At 72.5% G+C, this 17,191-nt stretch carries 17 protein-coding genes; 6 read left to right on the top strand and 11 right to left on the bottom strand.

Features of this window, described 5'->3' with window-relative positions:
* Nucleotides 1-55 precede the first annotated feature (55 nt).
* Nucleotides 56-235, bottom strand: coding sequence for a DUF6243 family protein (locus QUY26_RS28650; protein WP_289951591.1), 180 nt, complete (start codon nt 233-235; stop codon nt 56-58).
* Between the two features lie 157 nt (nt 236-392).
* Between QUY26_RS28650 and QUY26_RS28655 the strand changes: the two genes are divergently transcribed.
* The gene (locus tag QUY26_RS28655; RefSeq protein WP_289951593.1) at nt 393-1,025 is read left to right on the top strand and encodes a TetR/AcrR family transcriptional regulator; all 633 of its coding nucleotides are present in this window, start codon (nt 393-395) and stop codon (nt 1,023-1,025) included.
* On the opposite strand, the gene QUY26_RS28660 is transcribed toward QUY26_RS28655, so the two are convergent.
* The gene (locus tag QUY26_RS28660; protein WP_289951594.1) at nt 968-1,891 is read right to left on the bottom strand and encodes a glycerophosphodiester phosphodiesterase; all 924 of its coding nucleotides are present in this window, start codon (nt 1,889-1,891) and stop codon (nt 968-970) included. The two genes, QUY26_RS28655 and QUY26_RS28660, sit on opposite strands and share 58 nt — an antisense overlap.
* 170 nt (nt 1,892-2,061) lie before the next feature.
* Between QUY26_RS28660 and QUY26_RS28665 the strand changes: the two genes are divergently transcribed.
* Nucleotides 2,062-2,832 carry a bifunctional DNA primase/polymerase gene (locus QUY26_RS28665; protein ID WP_289951596.1) on the top strand — a complete coding sequence of 257 codons (771 nt, stop codon included), beginning with the start codon at nt 2,062-2,064 and terminating at the stop codon, nt 2,830-2,832.
* Nucleotides 2,833-2,866: 34 nt separating this feature from the next.
* Here QUY26_RS28665 and QUY26_RS28670 read toward each other — a convergent pair whose 3' ends face one another.
* From QUY26_RS28670 to QUY26_RS28700, 7 genes are all read right to left on the bottom strand, one after another.
* Nucleotides 2,867-3,841, bottom strand: coding sequence for a hypothetical protein (locus QUY26_RS28670; protein ID WP_289951597.1), 975 nt, complete (start codon nt 3,839-3,841; stop codon nt 2,867-2,869).
* A gap of 91 nt (nt 3,842-3,932) precedes the next feature.
* A complete protein-coding gene (gene efeU, locus QUY26_RS28675; protein WP_289951599.1) occupies nt 3,933-4,808 on the bottom strand; it encodes an iron uptake transporter permease EfeU in 876 nt (291 codons plus the stop codon).
* A gap of 4 nt (nt 4,809-4,812) precedes the next feature.
* The gene (efeB, locus tag QUY26_RS28680) at nt 4,813-6,156 is read right to left on the bottom strand and encodes an iron uptake transporter deferrochelatase/peroxidase subunit (RefSeq protein ID WP_289951600.1); all 1,344 of its coding nucleotides are present in this window, start codon (nt 6,154-6,156) and stop codon (nt 4,813-4,815) included.
* Between the two features lie 30 nt (nt 6,157-6,186).
* Nucleotides 6,187-7,362 (bottom strand): iron uptake system protein EfeO, encoded by a 1,176-nt coding sequence (gene efeO, locus QUY26_RS28685; protein WP_289951602.1) that lies wholly within the window; start codon nt 7,360-7,362, stop codon nt 6,187-6,189.
* 123 nt (nt 7,363-7,485) lie between these two features.
* Complete coding sequence (locus QUY26_RS28690; protein ID WP_289951603.1) at nt 7,486-8,334, bottom strand: heme ABC transporter ATP-binding protein; 849 nt, start codon at nt 8,332-8,334, stop codon at nt 7,486-7,488.
* Complete coding sequence (locus QUY26_RS28695; protein WP_289951604.1) at nt 8,331-9,500, bottom strand: FecCD family ABC transporter permease; 1,170 nt, start codon at nt 9,498-9,500, stop codon at nt 8,331-8,333. The genes QUY26_RS28690 and QUY26_RS28695 overlap by 4 nt, the downstream gene beginning before the upstream one ends.
* Nucleotides 9,497-10,519, bottom strand: a complete 1,023-nt coding sequence (locus tag QUY26_RS28700; RefSeq protein WP_289951605.1) for a heme/hemin ABC transporter substrate-binding protein — start codon at nt 10,517-10,519, stop codon at nt 9,497-9,499. The genes QUY26_RS28695 and QUY26_RS28700 overlap by 4 nt, the downstream gene beginning before the upstream one ends.
* A 146-nt stretch (nt 10,520-10,665) precedes the next feature.
* On the opposite strand from QUY26_RS28700, the gene QUY26_RS28705 reads away from it, so the two are divergent.
* The 3 genes from QUY26_RS28705 to QUY26_RS28715 all read left to right on the top strand — a co-directional run bounded on the left by QUY26_RS28705 (nt 10,666) and on the right by QUY26_RS28715 (nt 14,988).
* Complete coding sequence (locus tag QUY26_RS28705; protein ID WP_289951607.1) at nt 10,666-12,228, top strand: HtaA domain-containing protein; 1,563 nt, start codon at nt 10,666-10,668, stop codon at nt 12,226-12,228.
* Between the two features lie 157 nt (nt 12,229-12,385).
* Complete coding sequence (locus QUY26_RS28710) at nt 12,386-13,912, top strand: HtaA domain-containing protein (RefSeq protein ID WP_289951609.1); 1,527 nt, start codon at nt 12,386-12,388, stop codon at nt 13,910-13,912.
* A gap of 371 nt (nt 13,913-14,283) precedes the next feature.
* Nucleotides 14,284-14,988, top strand: a complete 705-nt coding sequence (locus QUY26_RS28715; RefSeq protein WP_289956140.1) for a PhzF family phenazine biosynthesis protein — start codon at nt 14,284-14,286, stop codon at nt 14,986-14,988.
* A 128-nt stretch (nt 14,989-15,116) separates the two neighbouring features.
* Here QUY26_RS28715 and QUY26_RS28720 read toward each other — a convergent pair whose 3' ends face one another.
* Together QUY26_RS28720 and map are read right to left on the bottom strand one after the other, a co-directional pair.
* A complete protein-coding gene (locus QUY26_RS28720; RefSeq protein WP_289951610.1) occupies nt 15,117-15,794 on the bottom strand; it encodes a heme oxygenase (biliverdin-producing) in 678 nt (225 codons plus the stop codon).
* Between the two features lie 249 nt (nt 15,795-16,043).
* Nucleotides 16,044-16,901 (bottom strand): type I methionyl aminopeptidase, encoded by an 858-nt coding sequence (gene map, locus QUY26_RS28725; RefSeq protein ID WP_289951611.1) that lies wholly within the window; start codon nt 16,899-16,901, stop codon nt 16,044-16,046.
* A 58-nt stretch (nt 16,902-16,959) separates the two neighbouring features.
* Between map and QUY26_RS28730 the strand changes: the two genes are divergently transcribed.
* Nucleotides 16,960-17,187, top strand: a complete 228-nt coding sequence (locus tag QUY26_RS28730) for a hypothetical protein (RefSeq protein WP_289951613.1) — start codon at nt 16,960-16,962, stop codon at nt 17,185-17,187.
* Nucleotides 17,188-17,191 lie beyond the last annotated feature (4 nt).

The following is a 17,191-nucleotide window of genomic DNA, read 5'->3' on the forward strand; positions in this document are numbered from 1 at the left end:
ATTTCGACCGGTGCTCGCGAGGGCGTGGGCCGCCCGCGGGGCGGGTGCTCGGCCCTCATGACGCGTTCTTCGCCGCCCGGCCTTCCTGGAGCCTGCGCAGCAGTTCGCGCTTCTGCTCCTGCGGGCTGAGGCCGCCGCCGACCCGTTCGGAGCCGCGGCCGCCGCGCAGCGCCTTGCGGGAGAGGTTGGTGCGCGTACCGCCGACGCCGAGCATTCCGGATCCGCCTCGTGACATGTCGTACCTCCAGGAGAGAGTTGCGGACGAGTGGCGAGACGTATCGTCTCGTCTTGGGTCGAGCTTAAGCGAGACGTGCCGTCTTGTCGAGTGGTTTTACTTGGGGTCGGGACGCTGGTGAGACGCTGCGTCTCGTGGCGCTGCTACATTCGTTGTCATGGCTCAGAAAACCGCCCCTGACTCCACGCGCCGCAGCGAGCGCTCCCGCCGCGCGATCTACGAGGCCGCCCTCTCCCTGGTCGGCGAGGTCGGCTACGGCAAGATGACGATCGAGGCCATCGCCGCTCGCGCCGGCGTCGGCAAGCAGACCATCTACCGCTGGTGGCCCTCCAAGAGCGCCGTCCTCCTCGACGCCTTCCTCGACCTGTCCGAGCAGGCCTCGGCCGAACTGAGCGCGAAGGCGGGACTCGACGAGGTCGCGACCGCCATCCCCGACACCGGGGACCTGGAGGCCGACCTCAAGTACGTCCTGCGCGCCACCGTCGACGAGATGACCAACCCCAAGTTCGACGCCCCGGCCCGCGCCCTGGCCGCCGAGGGCGTCGTCAACGAGGCGCTCGGCGCCGAATTCGTCGAGAAACTGCTCGAACCCCAGCTCCAGCTCTACGTCGACCGGCTGCGCGCCGCCCAGGAGCGCGGCCAGGTCGCCCCGCACGTCGACCCGCGCATCGCCCTCGAACTCTGGACCGGCCCGCTCGCCCAGCGCTGGCTCCAGCGCACCGCCCCACTCGGCTACGAGTACACCGACACCCTCGTCGAGTACGCCCTGTACGGCATCGCGCCGCGCTGAGCCGCCGCGGACGGCGCCCCGGCCCGCTCCGCCTTCGCCCGGTTCCTGACCGGCGTGCGCGAGAGCAGCCCGGGCGCGTCCGTGATCACGCCGCCGCAGCCGAGCCGGAGCACCCGGTCGCGCTGGCGCGGCGTGGTCACGGTGTGCGCCCACACCCGGGGGACGCCGGAGTTGACGGCCCGCAGCAGGTCCGCGTCCCGCGCCTTGTAGTCCACGTCGAGGACGTCCACGAACGACGCCCACTCCCGCGGCCGGTCGGTGCGCAGCTGCGTCCGGGAGCGCCACAGCTGGGCGAGCAGGCCCAGGTGGTGGGCGCGGCGGGCCACCCAGGGCTTGTTGGTGTTCACGAACACCGAGCGGGCGAGCCCCCGCGCGTGGATCATCGAGCCGAGCCGGGTCAGGCTCTGCGGGTCCTTGGCCTCCAGCATCAGCACCACGCGGCCGCCGAAGCGGTCGAGGACCTCCGCCACCGTCGGCGGCCGCTCGGCCCGCCAGCGGCCCGGTACGCCCTTCGGCGGCCGCAGTCGCACCCGCTGCCAGTCCCGCAGGGTCAGGTCGCGCACCGGCCCCCGCGAGAACGTGGTGCGGTCCAGGGTCGCGTCGTGCATCACCACCGGCGTGCCGTCGCGCAGCATCCTGGTGTCCACGTCGATGACCTGCGCCGTGCGCCGCTCGAAGGCGGCCATCAGGCCGGACATGCTGTTCTCCGGGACCTCCAGGGCGCCGCCCCGGTGCGCGGTGTAGACGATCCGGGGGAGCGCGTCGACGGTGAGCGGGCCGCCGCCCCACTCCAGGGGAGTCAGGAAACCGGCCGGGCCCGCGAGGGCGAGGGCGGTGAGTCCCGTCAGCACAGTCCTAGTGACCATGTCGAACACCGTAGGTGCGCGATTCGCCGCACAGCGTGAAATGACGCGTTATGTCACCCAGCGGCTGGCATCACCCCAGGTACCCCGGATGTGGACTACGGCCACCCGGGGCGCAGGATGGTGGGACCATAGGTCATGCTGTTCCGCACAATGGCGAGGTGAGGGGATAGATGGGCGCAGAGTTCGGCCGGACGTCCGGCGCGCAGGGCAGGATCTCCCAGTGGCTCCGTCGGCGTGCGCGTTCCGGCGCCGACGCGAGCGCGGGCGCGGAGAGCGCCCGCCGCGAGGACCTGCTGCTCGCCGTCGCCGCCGCGGGGCTGCCGCTGGCCCCCGCCGCCCACCCCGCCGGGTACCGATGTTCCTGCGACCGCATCGGCTGTCCCACCCCCGCCCGGCACCCCGTGTCCTTCGCCTGGCAGACGCAGTCCACCACCGACCGTGCCCAGATCGAGCGCTGGGCCAGGCACCAGCCGGGGGCCAACTTCATCACCGCGACCGGCATGGTGCACGACGTCCTCGACGTCCCCCTCGACGCGGGACGCGCCGCCCTCGTGCGGCTGCTCGCCGCCGATGTGGAGGTCGGCCCCGTCGCGGAGTCCGAGGGCACGGGCGACCAGGGCCGGATGCTGTTCTTCACGGCGACCCGCGGCACCCCCGAGGACGAGGACGAGTGGTGGCCGTGCGAGCTGGACTGCCACCCGGAGACGATGGACGAGCACCCCGGCCTGCGCTGGCACTGCCGCGGGTCGTACGTCCTGGTGCCGCCCGCGCGGCTGCCCGGTGACCTCGCCGTCGGCTGGGTCAGGGGACCGGAGTTCGCGCTGCCCGACCCGCTGACGCTCCTGGAGATCCTCACCGACGAGTGCGCGCGGTACGCCCAGGAGCCCGATGACGACACCGACGACACGGCGGGCGCGGGCGCCTGGCGGCTGCGGGGCTAGGGCGGGCCGACCCCGGGCCCGTCCTGGCGTCGCGTCATTCGCCCTTCGCCCCGACGAGGCCCTGCATCCGGCTGAGGATCCGCACCTTGCCCGTGCCCTTGGGATCGAGGGCCAACTGGTTCGAGACGCGCTCCAGCATCACGGACTGCTTCGCCTCGCCCTTCATCAGGGCCTTCACGTCCGCGTCCACGGTGACGTTGAGCCCCTTGGACGCGGTCTGCTTCTCGTAGTGGTGGGTGGCGAAGAACACCAGCGCGCCGCCGTCCTTCGTGCGCAGGCCGAGCGGGGCGAACGAGCCGCTGTCGCGCGGCTCGTCGATGTACTGCACGGCGAGGCCGAGGCGCCGCTTGTTGCGGTCGCGGGCCTCCTTCCACTGCGTGGTGTGCGGGCCGGGCCGGAAGGTGTCGCCGCCCGACTTCAGGAACGCGGTGTACTCCCCGCCGAGCCGCCGCGGCGCCACCGCGAGGCCCCCACCGCCCACGTCGACCGGCTCGACGTGGCCGTCCTCGTCCTTCTTCAGCTCGGGCAGCCGGTCGGGCTGCACCAGGTTCAGGTACGTCGCCTCCCACAGGGAGTCCGCGTCCGCGCGGGTGAAGGCGAGCAGCCAGCGGTAGCCGTGCGGCTTGCGGTTGGCCTCCGCGTCGACGACGAACCACCGCGGCCAGCCGGCCTTCTTGGGGATGGAGTACGTCACATCCGTCAGCTCCAGCGGCACGTACCGGGAGTTGCCGTCCGGGTTCTGCACGTGCCGTGCCTTCAGGCCCGCCTGGTTGATGGCGCCGAGCGGCCCGGTGACGCGGGAGGCGTTCAGCGCCGGGTCGTACGCCTTGTCCGCCTTGTTGTACGCGGTGAGGAAGTCCTTCAGCGCGCGGGCGGCCTCGGCCCTGGTGGCCGTGCGCACGACCTCACGCTCGCCGTGCACCGTCACGCATCCGCTCGCCGTCAGCGAGAGGACCGCCACCGCCGCCGCGTACGAGACCGGCCGGCCGAGCCTGCGAACCCTGCTCATCGGATACCTTCACCTACCCCTTCCCGGGCCCGAACCCTATCGGGGCCGCGAAGGCGCCGGACGCCGGGCTCCGGCAGCGCGGCACACGTCCTCAAGAGCCCGCGGTGTCCGCACTGGTCGCGGTGTCCGCACTGGCCCGATTCGCCGGTTCCGGGGCGGGCGTGCGCGGCCGGGCGGGGGCCAGGAACAGCGCGAGCACCGGCACCAGATACAGCGCCCACACCACGACCTGGACGACCGTCGGGTTCGGCTGGAAGTTGAACACGCCCTTCAGGAGCGTGCCGTACCAGCTGTCCGGCGGGATCGCCGTGCTGATGTCGAACGCCTTGTTCCGCAGGCCGCCGATGAACTCCGCCTCCTGCAGGTCGTGCACGCCGTACGCGAGCACGCCCGCCGCCACCACGACCAGCATCGCGCCGGTCCAGGTGAAGAACCTCGCCAGGTTGACGCGGACCGCGCCGCGGTAGAACAGCCAGCCGAGGACGACCGCGGTGAGCAGGCCGAGGAGCACACCGGCCAGCGGCGCGTGCGTGCCGTCGTTGGACGCCCGCACCGAGGCCCACACGAAGAGCGCGGTCTCCAGGCCCTCGCGTCCCACCGCGAGGAACGCCGTGGCGACCAGGGCCGCCGTGCCCATCCGGAGCGCCGCGTCGAGCTTGCCGTGCAGGTCGGCCCTGAGGTGGCGGGCGGTGCGCCGCATCCAGAAGACCATCCACGTCACCAGGGCCACCGCGACGATCGACAGCGAACCGCCCAGCGCCTCCTGCGCCTTGAACGTCAGCTCCTGGGAGCCGAACGTCAGCGCGCAGCCGAAGCCGAGCGAGATCCCCGCCGCGACCCCGACACCGGTCCACACCGGGACCAGCGCGTCCCGCCGCTCGGTCTTGACCAGGTAGGCGATGAGGATGCACACGACCAGGCTGGCTTCCAGGCCCTCGCGCAGACCGATCAGATAGTTGCCGAACATCGCCTCAGGCCTCCCCGGTGAACAGCGCGCGGCCCCACCAGTCGTTCTCGTCCCGCACCCCGGGCGGGATCGCGAAGACCGCCGAACCCACGTGCTGGATGTACTCGTTGAGCGCGTCCGACGCCGCGAGGGAGCGCTGCACCGGGATGAAGCCCTTGCGGACGTCGCGCTGGTAGGCCAGGAAGAACAGGCCCGCGTCGAGGCGGCCCAGGCCGTCGGTGCCGTCGGTGAAGGAGTAGCCGCGGCGCAGGATCGTCGCGCCGCCGTTGGTCCTCGGGTGCGCGAGCCGCACGTGCGCGTCCGGCTTCATCGCCCGCAGGAACGGCTCGTCGTGCTCCTTGGCCTTGCCGACGGCGGCACCCTCGCCCTTGTCGCGGCCGAAGATGTCCTCCTGCTCCTGGAGCGAGGTGCGGTCCCAGGTCTCGATGTTCATGCGGATGCGGCGGGCGACCAGGTAGGAGCCGCCGACCAGCCAGTCGGGACCGTCCTTCGCGCCGACCCACACATGCTCGGCGAGCGCCTTCTCGTCGGTGCCCGAGATGTTGCGGGTGCCGTCCTTGAAGCCCATCAGGTTGCGGGGGGTCTGGGCCTCGGGCGTCGTCGACGACGTCTTGCCGAAGCCCAGCTGCGACCAGCGGACGGCGACCTTGCCGAAGCCGATGCGGGCGAGGTTGCGGATCGCGTGCACCGCGACCTGCGGGTCGTCGGAGCACGCCTGGACGCACAGGTCGCCGCCGCTGCGGGCCCGGTCCAGATTGTCGCCGGGGAACTTCGGCAGGTCGACCAGGGCGTCGGGCCGCTCGCCGGTCAGGCCGAACGCCTTCCCGTGCTTCTCGAACAGGGACGGGCCGAAGCCGATCGTGAGGGTGAGGCGTGCGGGCTTCAGGCCGAGGGCCTCGCCGGTGTCGTCCGGCGGCGCCTCGGCGAGCCCGCCGAACGCGCCCTCGCCGACCGCGTGCCCGGCGGTGAGCCGCGCCGCCGCCCGCGTCCACTCCTTCAGGAGCGCCACGAACTCCTCGCGGTCGGTCGTCTTCACGTCGAACGCCGCGAAGTGCAGCCGGTCCTGGACCGGGGTCGCGATGCCCGCCTGATGCGTGCCGTGGAAGCCGACCGCGGCGCCGGTCGCGCCCGCGGGCACCACGTCGTCGCCGGAGTCCGAGCGTGCCATCGCCACCGCGCCGCCCGCCGCCGCGGCGCCGAGCGCGAGCCCGGCCCCGCCCCAGCCGAGCAGCGCGCGCCGCGAAGGGGCGCCGGAGCCGACGGTAGTGGTGGTGCGGTCGGCGGGCTCGGCGCGGTCGGCGGAATCGGTGGTGCCGGCGGTCCCGGCGGTGTTCTCTCGCTCAGCCATGGTGGTGCCTCCCCGAAGTGCGGCCGCGCCTCACTTGGACTTCTTGACCACGGCGGCGGCCAGCTTCGACAGCGGCTCCGCGAGCGCGTTCACGCCGTCCTGCAGCTCCTTGCGGTCCGCCTTGCCGACCGTGTCGTAGGAGACGAAGGCGTACGGCCCGTCGGTGGCATCGCCGCCCTTGTCCTCGCGGTGCTTGTCGAGCAGCTTGTCCAGGGCGGCGAACTGCTTGTCCAGCTCCTTGGCCAGGGCCGGGTCGTTCTCGGCGGCGACGGGCCTCAGGAGCGCGTACGCCTTCTCGGCGCCCTCGACGTTGGCCTTGAAGTCGACCAGGTCGGTGTGGGAGTAGCGCTCCTCCTCGCCGGTGACCTTGCCGGTGGCGACCTCGTCGAGGAGTTCCTTGGCGCCGTTGGCCATGGAGGTCGGCGTGATCTCGGCCTTGCCGACGCGCTTCTGCCAGTCCGTGAGGTCCTTGTCGAGCCGCGTCGCGAGGTCCTTCTCGCGCTGCCCGATCTTCTTGTCCTGCCACAGCGCCCGCTCCAGGCGGTGCCAGCCCGTCCAGTCCTTCTCGACGTCCTGACCCTCCTCCAAGCCGTCCTCACGCACGTCGACCTTCGGGTCGATGTCGCCGAAGGACTCCGCGACCGGCTCGGTGCGCTCCCAGCCGATGCGGGAGGGCGCGTACGCCTTCTTGGCGGCCACCAGGTCGCCCTTGCGCACGGCGTCGGTGAACACCTTCACCTTGGGCAGCGTCTCGTCGGCCTGCGCCTGGCTGTACGCGCGGTACTCGGCGACGGCCTTGTCCAGGCGCGGGTCGCGCTCGGCGAGCTTGCCGCCGCCGGTGGCCCTGACGTCCTGGCGGATGCCCTTGCCCTTCATGCCGGGCACACAGGCGATGCGGTACGCGCCCGCCTTCACCTCGGCGGTCAGGTTCTGCTTGGTGCCGGGGCCGATGTTCTCCCGCTCGGTGACGATGCGGTCGTCCGGGAACAGGATGTACACCTCGGTGACCTTGGAGCCCTTGTTCTCCACGGCCAGCTCGACGTGGCCGGCCGGGAACTCCTTCTTCGACACCTCGCACTTGTTGTCGCTCGCGGTGACCTTGACCGCGTCGTCGCCCGCCTTGCTCTTCTCCGTGCAGCCCGTGACGGCGGCCAGCGCCGCCGCCGTCGTGACAGCGGTGAGGGCGGTGAGACGGGCGCGGCGCACGGGAACTCCAAGGGGGGAACTGGCACGAAGGCACACAGAAGAACTGGCGTGTCGGGCCAGTGAGGTGGGCCTAACTTAACCGACCCTTACTTCGGACTTATTCATGGAGAGGTAAAGCGCAGGTCAAGTGATGGTGCGCAGCGGGGTGACCAGTGGTACCCCGGTCCGCGGGTGCGGGAGCACCTCGATGGGCTGCCGGTACACGTCCGAGAGCAGCCCGTCCTCGAAGACGTCGGCGGGCGCCCCGTCGGCCGCGACGACCCCGCCGTCGAGGATCACCACGCGGTCGGCGTAGGCCGCCGCGAGACCCAGGTCGTGCAGGACGACCACCACCGCGTCGCCCGCGGCGGCCCGTTCCCGGCAGACGCGCAGGACCAGCTCCTGGTGGCGCAGGTCGAGCGCGGCCGTCGGCTCGTCGAGCAGCAGCAGCGGGGCGCGCTGGGCGAGCACCCGGGCGAGGGCCACCCGCGCCCGCTCGCCCCCGCTGAGCGCGGAGAACGGCCGGTCCGCGAATGCGCCCACCTCGGTCGCCGCCATCGCCTCGCGCACGATCCGGTCGTCGTCGTCCGCGAGACGCGTCCCGGCCCAGGGTGCCCGGCCCATCCGGACGACGTCCTCGACCGGGAAGGGGAAGGAGAGGGCGGCCGACTGCGGCAGGACGGCCCGGCGCAGGGCGAGTTCGCGCGCGGGCCAGTTCGGGGCCGGGCGGCCGCAGACGGACACGGTGCCCCCGTCGGCGGACAGGTCGGCGGCGAGCGCGGCCAACAGGGTGGACTTGCCCGCCCCGTTGGGGCCGACGAGGGCGAGCACCTCGCCCGCGTGGGCCGCCACGCTCACGCCCCGCAGCACCTCGCGGCCGCCGAGCCGCACCCGCAGGTCCGCCGTCTCGGCGAGCACCTCGCCCGGCTCGACGGGGCCGGGCAGGACCCGGTCGCGTACCCCGAAGATCCGCTTGCTGAGTGCCGCGATCATGCCCAGCCCCCTTGCTTGCGGCGGGTCCTGCGCAGCAGCCAGAAGAAGAAGGGGCTGCCGAAGAGCGCGGTGAGTACGCCGAGCGGCAATTCGGCGGGCGCGGCGACCGTGCGCGCCGCCAGGTCCGCGCCGACCAGGACGACGGCCCCGCCGAGCGCGCTGCCCGGCACCAGGAACCGGTGCCCAGGACCCGCCGCCATCCGCAGCAGATGCGGCACGAGCAGCCCCACGAACGTGATGATCCCCGCGACCGCGACGGCCGCGGCCGTGAGCAGCGCCACCACGAGCACCAGCACCATCCGCAGCCGCTCCACGTCCACGCCCAGGTGGCGCGCGGGCCGCTCCCCGAGGGCGAGCAGGTCCAGCTTGCGGGCGTACAGCGGCGCGAGGAGGAGTCCGGCCGCCGCGCACGGGAGCACGGCGAGCACCTTCGGCCAGGTGGCCTGCGCCAGCGAGCCGAGCTGCCAGAACGTGATCTGGGTGACCTGCGCGTTGTCGGCGAAGAAGAGGAAGAGGCCGATGAGGGCACCCGCGAAGGCGTTCACGGCGATGCCGGTGAGGATGAGGGTGACGACTTCCGTGCGGCCTTTGTCGCGCGACAGGACGTACACGAGCAGCACCGTCGCGAGTCCGGCGACGAACGCGCAGACGGTGACGGTCCAGTTGCCGAAGAAGCTGAACCCGAGGGCGATGGAGGCGACCGCGCCGACGGCCGCGCCCGAGGAGATGCCGATGACGCCCGGCTCGGCCAGCGGATTGCCGAACACGCCCTGCATCAGGGCGCCCGCGCACCCGAGGGACGCGCCCACGAGCAGCGCGAGGACCACCCGCGGGAGCCGCACGTTCCACAGCACGCTCTCGCCGACCCGGTCCAGGGTGTGTCCGCCGAGGCCGACGCGGTGCTGGACGGAGGCGAGTACGTCGCCGAGGGGGATGTCGTACGCGCCGATCCCGGCGGAGAGCAGGGCGAGGAACAGGAGCGCGGCGGCGAGGGCGGTGGTGAGGAGGAAGGGGGCGCCGCGGCGGGCGGGGCGCGGGCCGGGGGAGGGTGCTTCGGCGGCCGTGCCCGGGGCCGGGTCCGTGTCCGTGGGGCCGGTCGTGGCGCGGGCCGGGTCGGTTTTCGGCCCGGTGTCCGAGCCCGCGCCCGGTCGTGCGGCGAGCGTCACTTGGCGTCCTTGTGGAGCTGGTCCACCAGGGACTTGAGGACCTGGTCGGTGCGGGGGCCGTAGTTGAGCAGGACGCCGTCCTCGATGGACACCACCCGGCGGTCCATGCCCGCGGGCGTCTCGGCCACGCCGGGGATCTTCACCAGGCCGTCGAGCCCGCCCACGGAGTCCAGGCCCTTCGACATCACCAGGACGGCGTCCGGCGCGGCTTTGGCAAGGGCCTCGCTGGTGATGGCCGTGAAGTCCTTCTTCAGGCCCGACGCCTTGCCCGCGTCCACCGCGCCCGCCGCCTCCAGGAGCGAGCCCGCGCCGGACTCGCGCCCGCCGAGCAGATAGACGGACGCGGAGCCGCGCAGGTAGAGGAAGGCGACCCGGGGCTTCTTCGACTGCTTCGGAACGGTCGCGCGCACCTTCGCGATGCGGTCCTCGGTACGGGACTTGAGCGCGGCGCCCGCCTTCTCGACGCCGAGGGCGCGGGCCACCGCCTCGATGCGGGGGCCCACGTCGGCGAGGCTCTTGGCCGGTTCGAGGACCACGAGGGGGACGCCCGCCGCGCGGATCTGGTCGATGGCCTCGGCGGGGCCCGTGGTGGTGTCCGCGAGGACGACCGTCGGCTTCAGGGAGAGGACGCTCTCCGCCGAGACGTCGTGGGCGCGCGTCACCACCGGCAGTTTCTTCGCCTGGTCGAAGGTGGCGGTGATGTCGCGCGCCACCACGTTCTCGCCGAGCCCGAGCGTGAACACGATCTCGTTCAGGCTGCCGGTCAGCGGCACGATCCGGCGAGTGTCCTCGACGGTGACCCGCTTGCCGTCGGCGGACTTCACGGTCGCGGGCAGCTTCGGCGTCGCCCTGGCCGCGAGCGGTTCGACGCGGTCGGCCGGCGCGGCCTTGGCCCGCGTACCGCCGTCCCCCGTGCCGCCGTCGCCGCCGGACGAGCCGCACCCGGCGAGGGTGAGCGCGAGCGCGGCGGTCACCGCGCTGACGAGACCACCGATACGGAGCGAGCGCGGCTTGCGCACCGAAGTCCACCGTCCTGTCGTGCTGTTGGGGGCCGAGGCACGCGCGGTGTCCCGAACGGCCGGGGTGGCTGTGGCGTGGGGTTCCGCGCCACGATGATCGTAGTTTAGGTTAGCCTTACCTTATTGGCCAGACCGGGAGGGGACCGATGCCGTCGCCCAGACAGCCGCGCACGCGCCGCGGCGCACGCGTGGGAGCCGTGGCCGTCCTGGCCGCGCTCCTGGGAGCGCTGCTCCCGATGACCGCCGCGCACGCGAAGCCGCGCACCGTGCAGGGCGGCAGGCTCGACTGGGGCATCAAGTCCTCCTTCCAGAGCTATGTCACCGGGCCCATCGCCCAGGGCAGTTGGAACCTCAAGGGCGGCGCGGCCACGGTCGGCGGCAGCCAGTTCCGCTTCCACTCCGCCAAGGGCTCCTACGACCCCGACACCGGCGCGTTCACCGCCGCCTTCTCGGGGGGAGTGCACTTCACCGGCCATAAGAAGGGCGGCTCGTACGCCCTCGACCTGACCATCAGCCGCCCCACAATCAAGGTCTCCGGCGGCTCCGGCACGCTCTACGCCGACATGGTCAGCAAGGAGAAGGGCACCGGCAAGGTCACCTCGACCGCCCAGGTGCCCCTGGCCGACCTGAACGTCTCGGGCATCGGCATGAAGGGCGGCACGGGTCCCATCGCCCTCACCGACCTGCCCGCCACGCTCACCTCGCGGGGTGCCAAGGCCTTCGCCGGCTACTACACGGCCGGCACCCGGCTCGACCCGGTGAGCCTGTCCACGGACCTGGTCACGGGCTCCGGCGGCGCCGACAAGCCCGGCGGGTCCGACGCGTCCGACGACAAGCCGTCGAAGAAGCCCGGCGAGAAGAAGTCCGGGGCCGACGGGAAGAAGGACCGGGCCGTCGGGCGCATCGAGGACGCCGCCGTCGACTGGGGCGTGCGCCGCACCTTCCGCGAGTACGTCTCCGGGACCATCGCCAAGGGCAAGTGGACGCTGTCGTCCGGTGCCGAGGACGGCGGCGCGCTGTTCCGCTTCCCCGCGGGCGAGGGCTCGTACGACAAGAAGAAGCACACCCTGGCCGCGGACTTCGCCGGTGCCGTCCGCTTCACCGGCGAGCACGGGCTCGACATCCGGCTGAGCGAGGTCGCCGTCGCCGTGAAGGGCGGCGAGGGCACGCTGTACGCCGACGTCGACGGCGGGAAGTTCCGGAAGAAGAAGGCCCCGCTCGTCACCTTCGCGGCCGCGGAGCTGAAGGAACTCAAGCCGCGCGACGGCCTCATCGCCGTCACCGAGGCCCCCGCGAAACTCACCGCCGACGGCGCCGAGGCGTTCGGCTCCCTGTACGAGCCGGGCACCGCCATGGACCCCGTCTCGCTGGCCGTGGCCGTCGACGACAAGGCGAAGCTGCCCGCGCTGCCGGACCTCGGTTCCGACCCGGCCCCGAAGAACGCCGCGTCCGACGGCGAGCAGAAGATGGCGGCGAAGCCGGAATCCGCCGACTCCGAGGACTCCGACGGCTCGTCCAAGGCGCTGCCCGTCACGCTCGCCGCGGTCGCGGCGCTGCTCGTCGCGGCGGCGTTCGCGTTCCGCTTCGAACGCCGCCGCCGGGCCGCGAGGGCGGCGGCTGCCGAGTCCGCCGAGTCCGCCGGGTCCGCCGAGTCCGCCGGGGGTGACGGAGGCGACGCTTCCGCAGGCCCCGGGGCCCCGACCGGCTGAGCGCCGCCGCCGCTCCCTCGCCCACCCGCTTCCCCGTCCCCACCCATCCCCTCCGCGACTCCCCGCCCCCGCTCCCTGTTCTCCCCACCCCCCACTCCCTGTTCTCCCTGCCCCCACTCCCTGTTCCCCTTATCCCTCCCCGAGGAGCACACAGACCATGGCAGTCACCCGTCGCCCCATAGCCCGCGCGGCCGCCGTCGCGACGGCCGTCGCCCTGGGCACCGCCGCGCTGGCCCTGCCCGCCGTCGCCGCCGACGCGCCCTCGGAGGCCGCGTCCGGCACGCCCCGCACGGCCGCCGAGCAGAAGGCGCCCCCGGCCTTCACGATCACGGACGGCACCCTGGACTGGGGCCTGAAGGAGTCCTTCCGGAAGTACGTCACGGGCATGGCGCACGGCAAGATCACGGCCGACGGCGGTGCCGAGCAGGCGCCGGACAACGGGGTGTTCACCTTCACCGGCGGCAAGGGCACGTACGAACTGGCCGACCACGCCCTGAAGGCCGGCTTCAAGGGCGCTGTGCGCTTCACCTCGACGCAGCACAAGTTCGACATCAGCATCGCCGACGTCAAGGTGCACACCAAGGGCAAGACGGGGGCCATCCAGGCCGACGTCACCCTCAACGGCGCCAAGCAGAACGACATCGACCTCGCGACCCTCGACCTCAGCGAGGTCAGGCCCGGTCAGGGCGCGGGCGGCGCGATGACGTTCAAGGACATCCCGACGGCGCTCACCGCCAAGGGCGCCAAGGCGTTCAACGGCATGTACCAGGAGGGCCAGGCGCTCGACCCGGCCACCCTGACGGTGAAGACCGGCGGCCCCGCCCCGCAGCCGACCCCCAAGCCCACGCCGACGAAGCCGACGTCCAAGCCGACGAAGCCGACCGCCAAGCCCACGCCCACGAAGCCGACGTCGAAGCCGTCGTCCGGCACGGGCGGCAAGGTCGTCGGCGGCAAGCTGTCCTGGGGCCTGAAGGAGTCCTTCCGCCGCTACATCTCCACGGGCGGCAGCGTGCAGACGTCCGGCGGCGCCAAGAAGACCTCGGCCGGGTACGCCTTCCCGCACTCCAAGGCGACCTGGAACGCCGGGGCCAAGAAGGTCGACGCGTCCTTCGGTGGCAGCGTGCGGTTCCTGTACAAGGGCCACGGCATCGACATGAAGTTCAGCGACTTCAAGGTCAAGGCACGCGGCAAGACCGGCACACTCACCGTGGACGTGAAGGCCCAGGGCCGCACGAGCGACGACGTGAAGTTCGCGACCCTCGACCTTTCCCGCGCCTCGTACAAGGCGAAGAACGACGTCGTCCAGCTCAGCAAGGTGCCCACGCGGCTCACGGCGGCGGGTGCCGAGCAGTTCGAGAGCGAGGAGGGCGGGGCGCCGTACAAGAAGGGCGACAAGTTCGACCCGCTGACGGTCGCGCTCACCCTGTCCGCCGGGGCCAACATCCCCGCTCCCGCGGGCGGATCCGGTGACGTTGCCGACTCGGGCGCGGGCGCCGACAGCGCGGCCGCCGGGGGCGGTTCGGTCGGCGGTTCGGTCGGCGACGACGGGTCGCTCGCCGCGACGGGGGCGAGCACGCCGTCGGGTGCGCTGCTCGGTGCCGCGGGCGCGGTGGTCGTGGCCGGGGCCGGGGTCGTGTACGCGGCGCGGCGTCGCCACGACGTCCAGCCGGGCCGCCACGCGTGAGCGGCACGGCGGGTCTGAGGGCCTGAGAGGTCTGAGGGGTCCGAGAGGTCCGAGAGGCAGCACGGTCCGTACCGGCTGAACTGACGGCGGGCACCCGGCGCTTGGGGCGCGGGGTGCCCGCCGTCGGGCGTGTGCGCGGGTGGGGCGCATGGGGCGCATGATGCTTCAATGCCCGGGTGAACGCAGCGAACGAACACGGCACGCGCGAGCAGCACGGCCCGCCGGACGGGTCCGGTGGACCGGAAGGACCCGGTGGACCGGGTGAGCCGGACGGACCGGGTGGGTCGGGCAGGTCGGGCAGTTCGGACAAGCCGGTGGCGTGGGACGTGACGGGCGCGTGGGGCGGGCCGGACACGCGGGACACGGCGGGCCTGCCCGACGTCCACCACGGCATCGACGTCCTGCGGGTCTTCTGCGCCCCGGACGGCCGGTACGGCAACGAGCTCGGCGTCGTACGGGACGGCTCACGGGTGCCCGAGCGCGCGGACCGGCAGGCGCTCGCCGCCAAACTCGGCTTCAGCGAGACGGTGTTCGTCGACGACCCCGAGCGCGGGGCCATCGACATCTACACACCCTCGACGCGGCTTCCGTTCGCCGGGTACCCGTGCGTCGGCGCGGCCTGGCTGCTCGACGTGCCCGAGATCGTCACCGCCGCCGGGGTCGTCGAGGCCCACCAGGACGGCGAGTTCAGCTGGATCGTGGCGCGGGCCGACTGGGTGCCGGAGCGGACCCTGCGGCGGTACGCGTCCGCGGCCGAGGTGGAGGCGCTCGCCGTGCCGCCCGCGGGGGTGGGGGCACCTCCCACGCCGTCAGGGCAGTGGGGGAGGATCTACGCGTGGGCGTGGGAGGACGAGGCGGCGGGGCGCGTGCGCGCGCGGGGCTTTCCCGGGCGGGGTGACGGCATCACCGAGGACGAGGCCACCGGGGCGGCGGCGCTGCTGCTCACCCGCGAGCTCGGCCGCGCCCTGAACATCACCCAGGGCCGCGGCTCCCAGCTGCTCACGGCCCCGGGCCCCGACGACTTCATCGAACTGGGCGGCCGGGTGACGTTCCCCCGGCAGCCGGATCTGATCTGATGCGCATGACCGCATACGTCGGGATACGTCGGGCGGGCGCCTGGAGCCTGTCCGCCGCTTGAGGACGCGCGCCCAGCGCGAGCCGTCCATCGGCAGGGGGCAGGGGGCAGGGGCGGGCGGTCAGGCGGTCAGGCCGACAGCGGGAACTCGGCCCCCAGCTCCCGGAAGACCGCCGTGTTCAGGGCGAACGCCCGCTTGCACTCGTCCACGATCCGCTGCTTCTCCAGCTCGTCCGGCACGACCACGTCGAGGCCGTCGAGCAGTTCGCGGTAACTCCGCTTGAAGGCGGCGGGGTTGGCGATGCCCTCGAAGACGTAGAACCGCACGCCGTCGCCCTTGCGGTCGAAGCCCCAGGTCTTCTCGGCCTTGCCGCGGATGATCTGCCCGCCGGACAGGTCCCCGAGATAGCGCGTGTAGTGGTGGGCGACATAGCCGCCGGGCCACGTGCGCGCGCACTCCTCGACCCGTGCCGCGTACGCCGCCGTGGCGGGCAGGGCCGTGAGGCCCGCGCGCCAGTCGGGGCCCCGGAGATGGGCGAGGTCACGCTCCAGCTCGGCCACCCGCGCCAGCTCGGGCCGTATGAACGGTCCCGCCACCGGGTCGTCGGCGAGGCCGGCGGCGCCGTCCTCCAGCGCGCGGTACACGAACCACAGCTGTTCCGTGTACCGCGCGTACGCGCTCACGTCGAGGCGGCCGCCGAGCAGGTCGCTCATGAACGTCGACGACTCCGCCTCGGTGTGCTGTTCGTGGGACGCGGTGCGGATGAGCGTCGAGAACGTGGGGGGCTGAGTGATCGCCGTGTCCATGGGACCTCCGGAGCCGAGGAAGGGCGGGAAAGCGGTGTGGCCAGGACCGATCATCCAAGGTTAGGCTTACCTAAGTCAACTGGTTCCCGACATCCTGTCGGTAAAAACGCTACCCCGTTCCCCGTCGGGGATGCGTAAACGATCAAAAAGGGGCCGCTCCGGGCGGCGGACCAGAACGTTCTGGTCCGCCGCCCGGAGCGGCCCCGGCCATGGCCTTCTTCGGCGCGCGCTCACGCGCACGCTCGTGGCTCACGGCAGCGTGAGGATCTCCGCGCCGGTCTCCGTCACCACCAGCGTGTGCTCGAACTGCGCCGTCCGCTTGCGGTCCTTGGTCACCACGGTCCAGCCGTCGTCCCACATGTCGTACTCGTGCGTGCCGAGCGTCAGCATCGGCTCGATCGTGAACGTCATGCCGGGCTGGATGACCGTCGTCGCGTGCGGGCTGTCGTAGTGCGGGACGATCAGGCCGGAGTGGAACGACGTGTTGATGCCGTGGCCGGTGAAGTCGCGCACGACCCCGTAGCCGAAGCGCTTGGCGTACGACTCGATGACCCGGCCGATGATGTTGATCTGGCGGCCGGGCTTGACCGCCTTGATCGCGCGGTTCAGGGACTCCTGGGTGCGCTCGACGAGGAGCCGCGACTCCTCGTCCACGTCGCCGACGAGGTACGTCGCGTTGTTGTCGCCGTGCACGCCGCCGATGTACGCCGTGACGTCCAGGTTGATGATGTCGCCGTCCTTCAGGACGGTGGAGTCGGGGATGCCGTGGCAGATGACCTCGTTGACGGACGAGCACAGCGACTTCGGGAAGCCGCGGTAGCCGAGCGTCGACGGGTAGGCGCCGTGGTCGCACATGTACGCGTGTGCGATACGGTCCAGCTCGTCGGTGGTCACGCCGGGCGCGATCGCCTTCGCGGCCTCCGCCATCGCGCGCGCGGCGATGCGGCCCGCGGTCCGCATCAGCTCGATGGTCTCCGGGGTCTGCACCTCCGGTCCGCTGTACGGAGTCGGCGCGGGCTTGCCGACGTACTCCGGGCGCCTGATGTTTCCGGGCACGGGGCGGGCGGGAGAGAGCTCCCCTGGTACGAGCAGTGACTGGCCAGACATGTCAGCGAGTCTAACGAGCGCCCGTGGGGCAGCATGGCGGGAGAGAGAGGAGCCGGACATGGCCCTGTTCAAGAAGCGGACCGTCGGCAAGCCGGGTGAGTGGTACTACTGCCTGGAGCACAAGAAGGTCGAGGAGGGGCCGGACTGTCCCGGCAAGGACCGCTTCGGTCCCTACGCCTCCCGGGATGAGGCCGTCCGTGCGATGGAGACCGCCGCTGAGCGGAACCTCGAATGGGACACCGATCCGCGCTGGCACGATTCCGCCGCGCGGGGCGAGGAGGACTGAGGCT

Source organism: Streptomyces flavofungini (genome assembly GCF_030388665.1).
In the GTDB taxonomy this organism is placed as follows: domain Bacteria; phylum Actinomycetota; class Actinomycetes; order Streptomycetales; family Streptomycetaceae; genus Streptomyces; species Streptomyces flavofungini_A.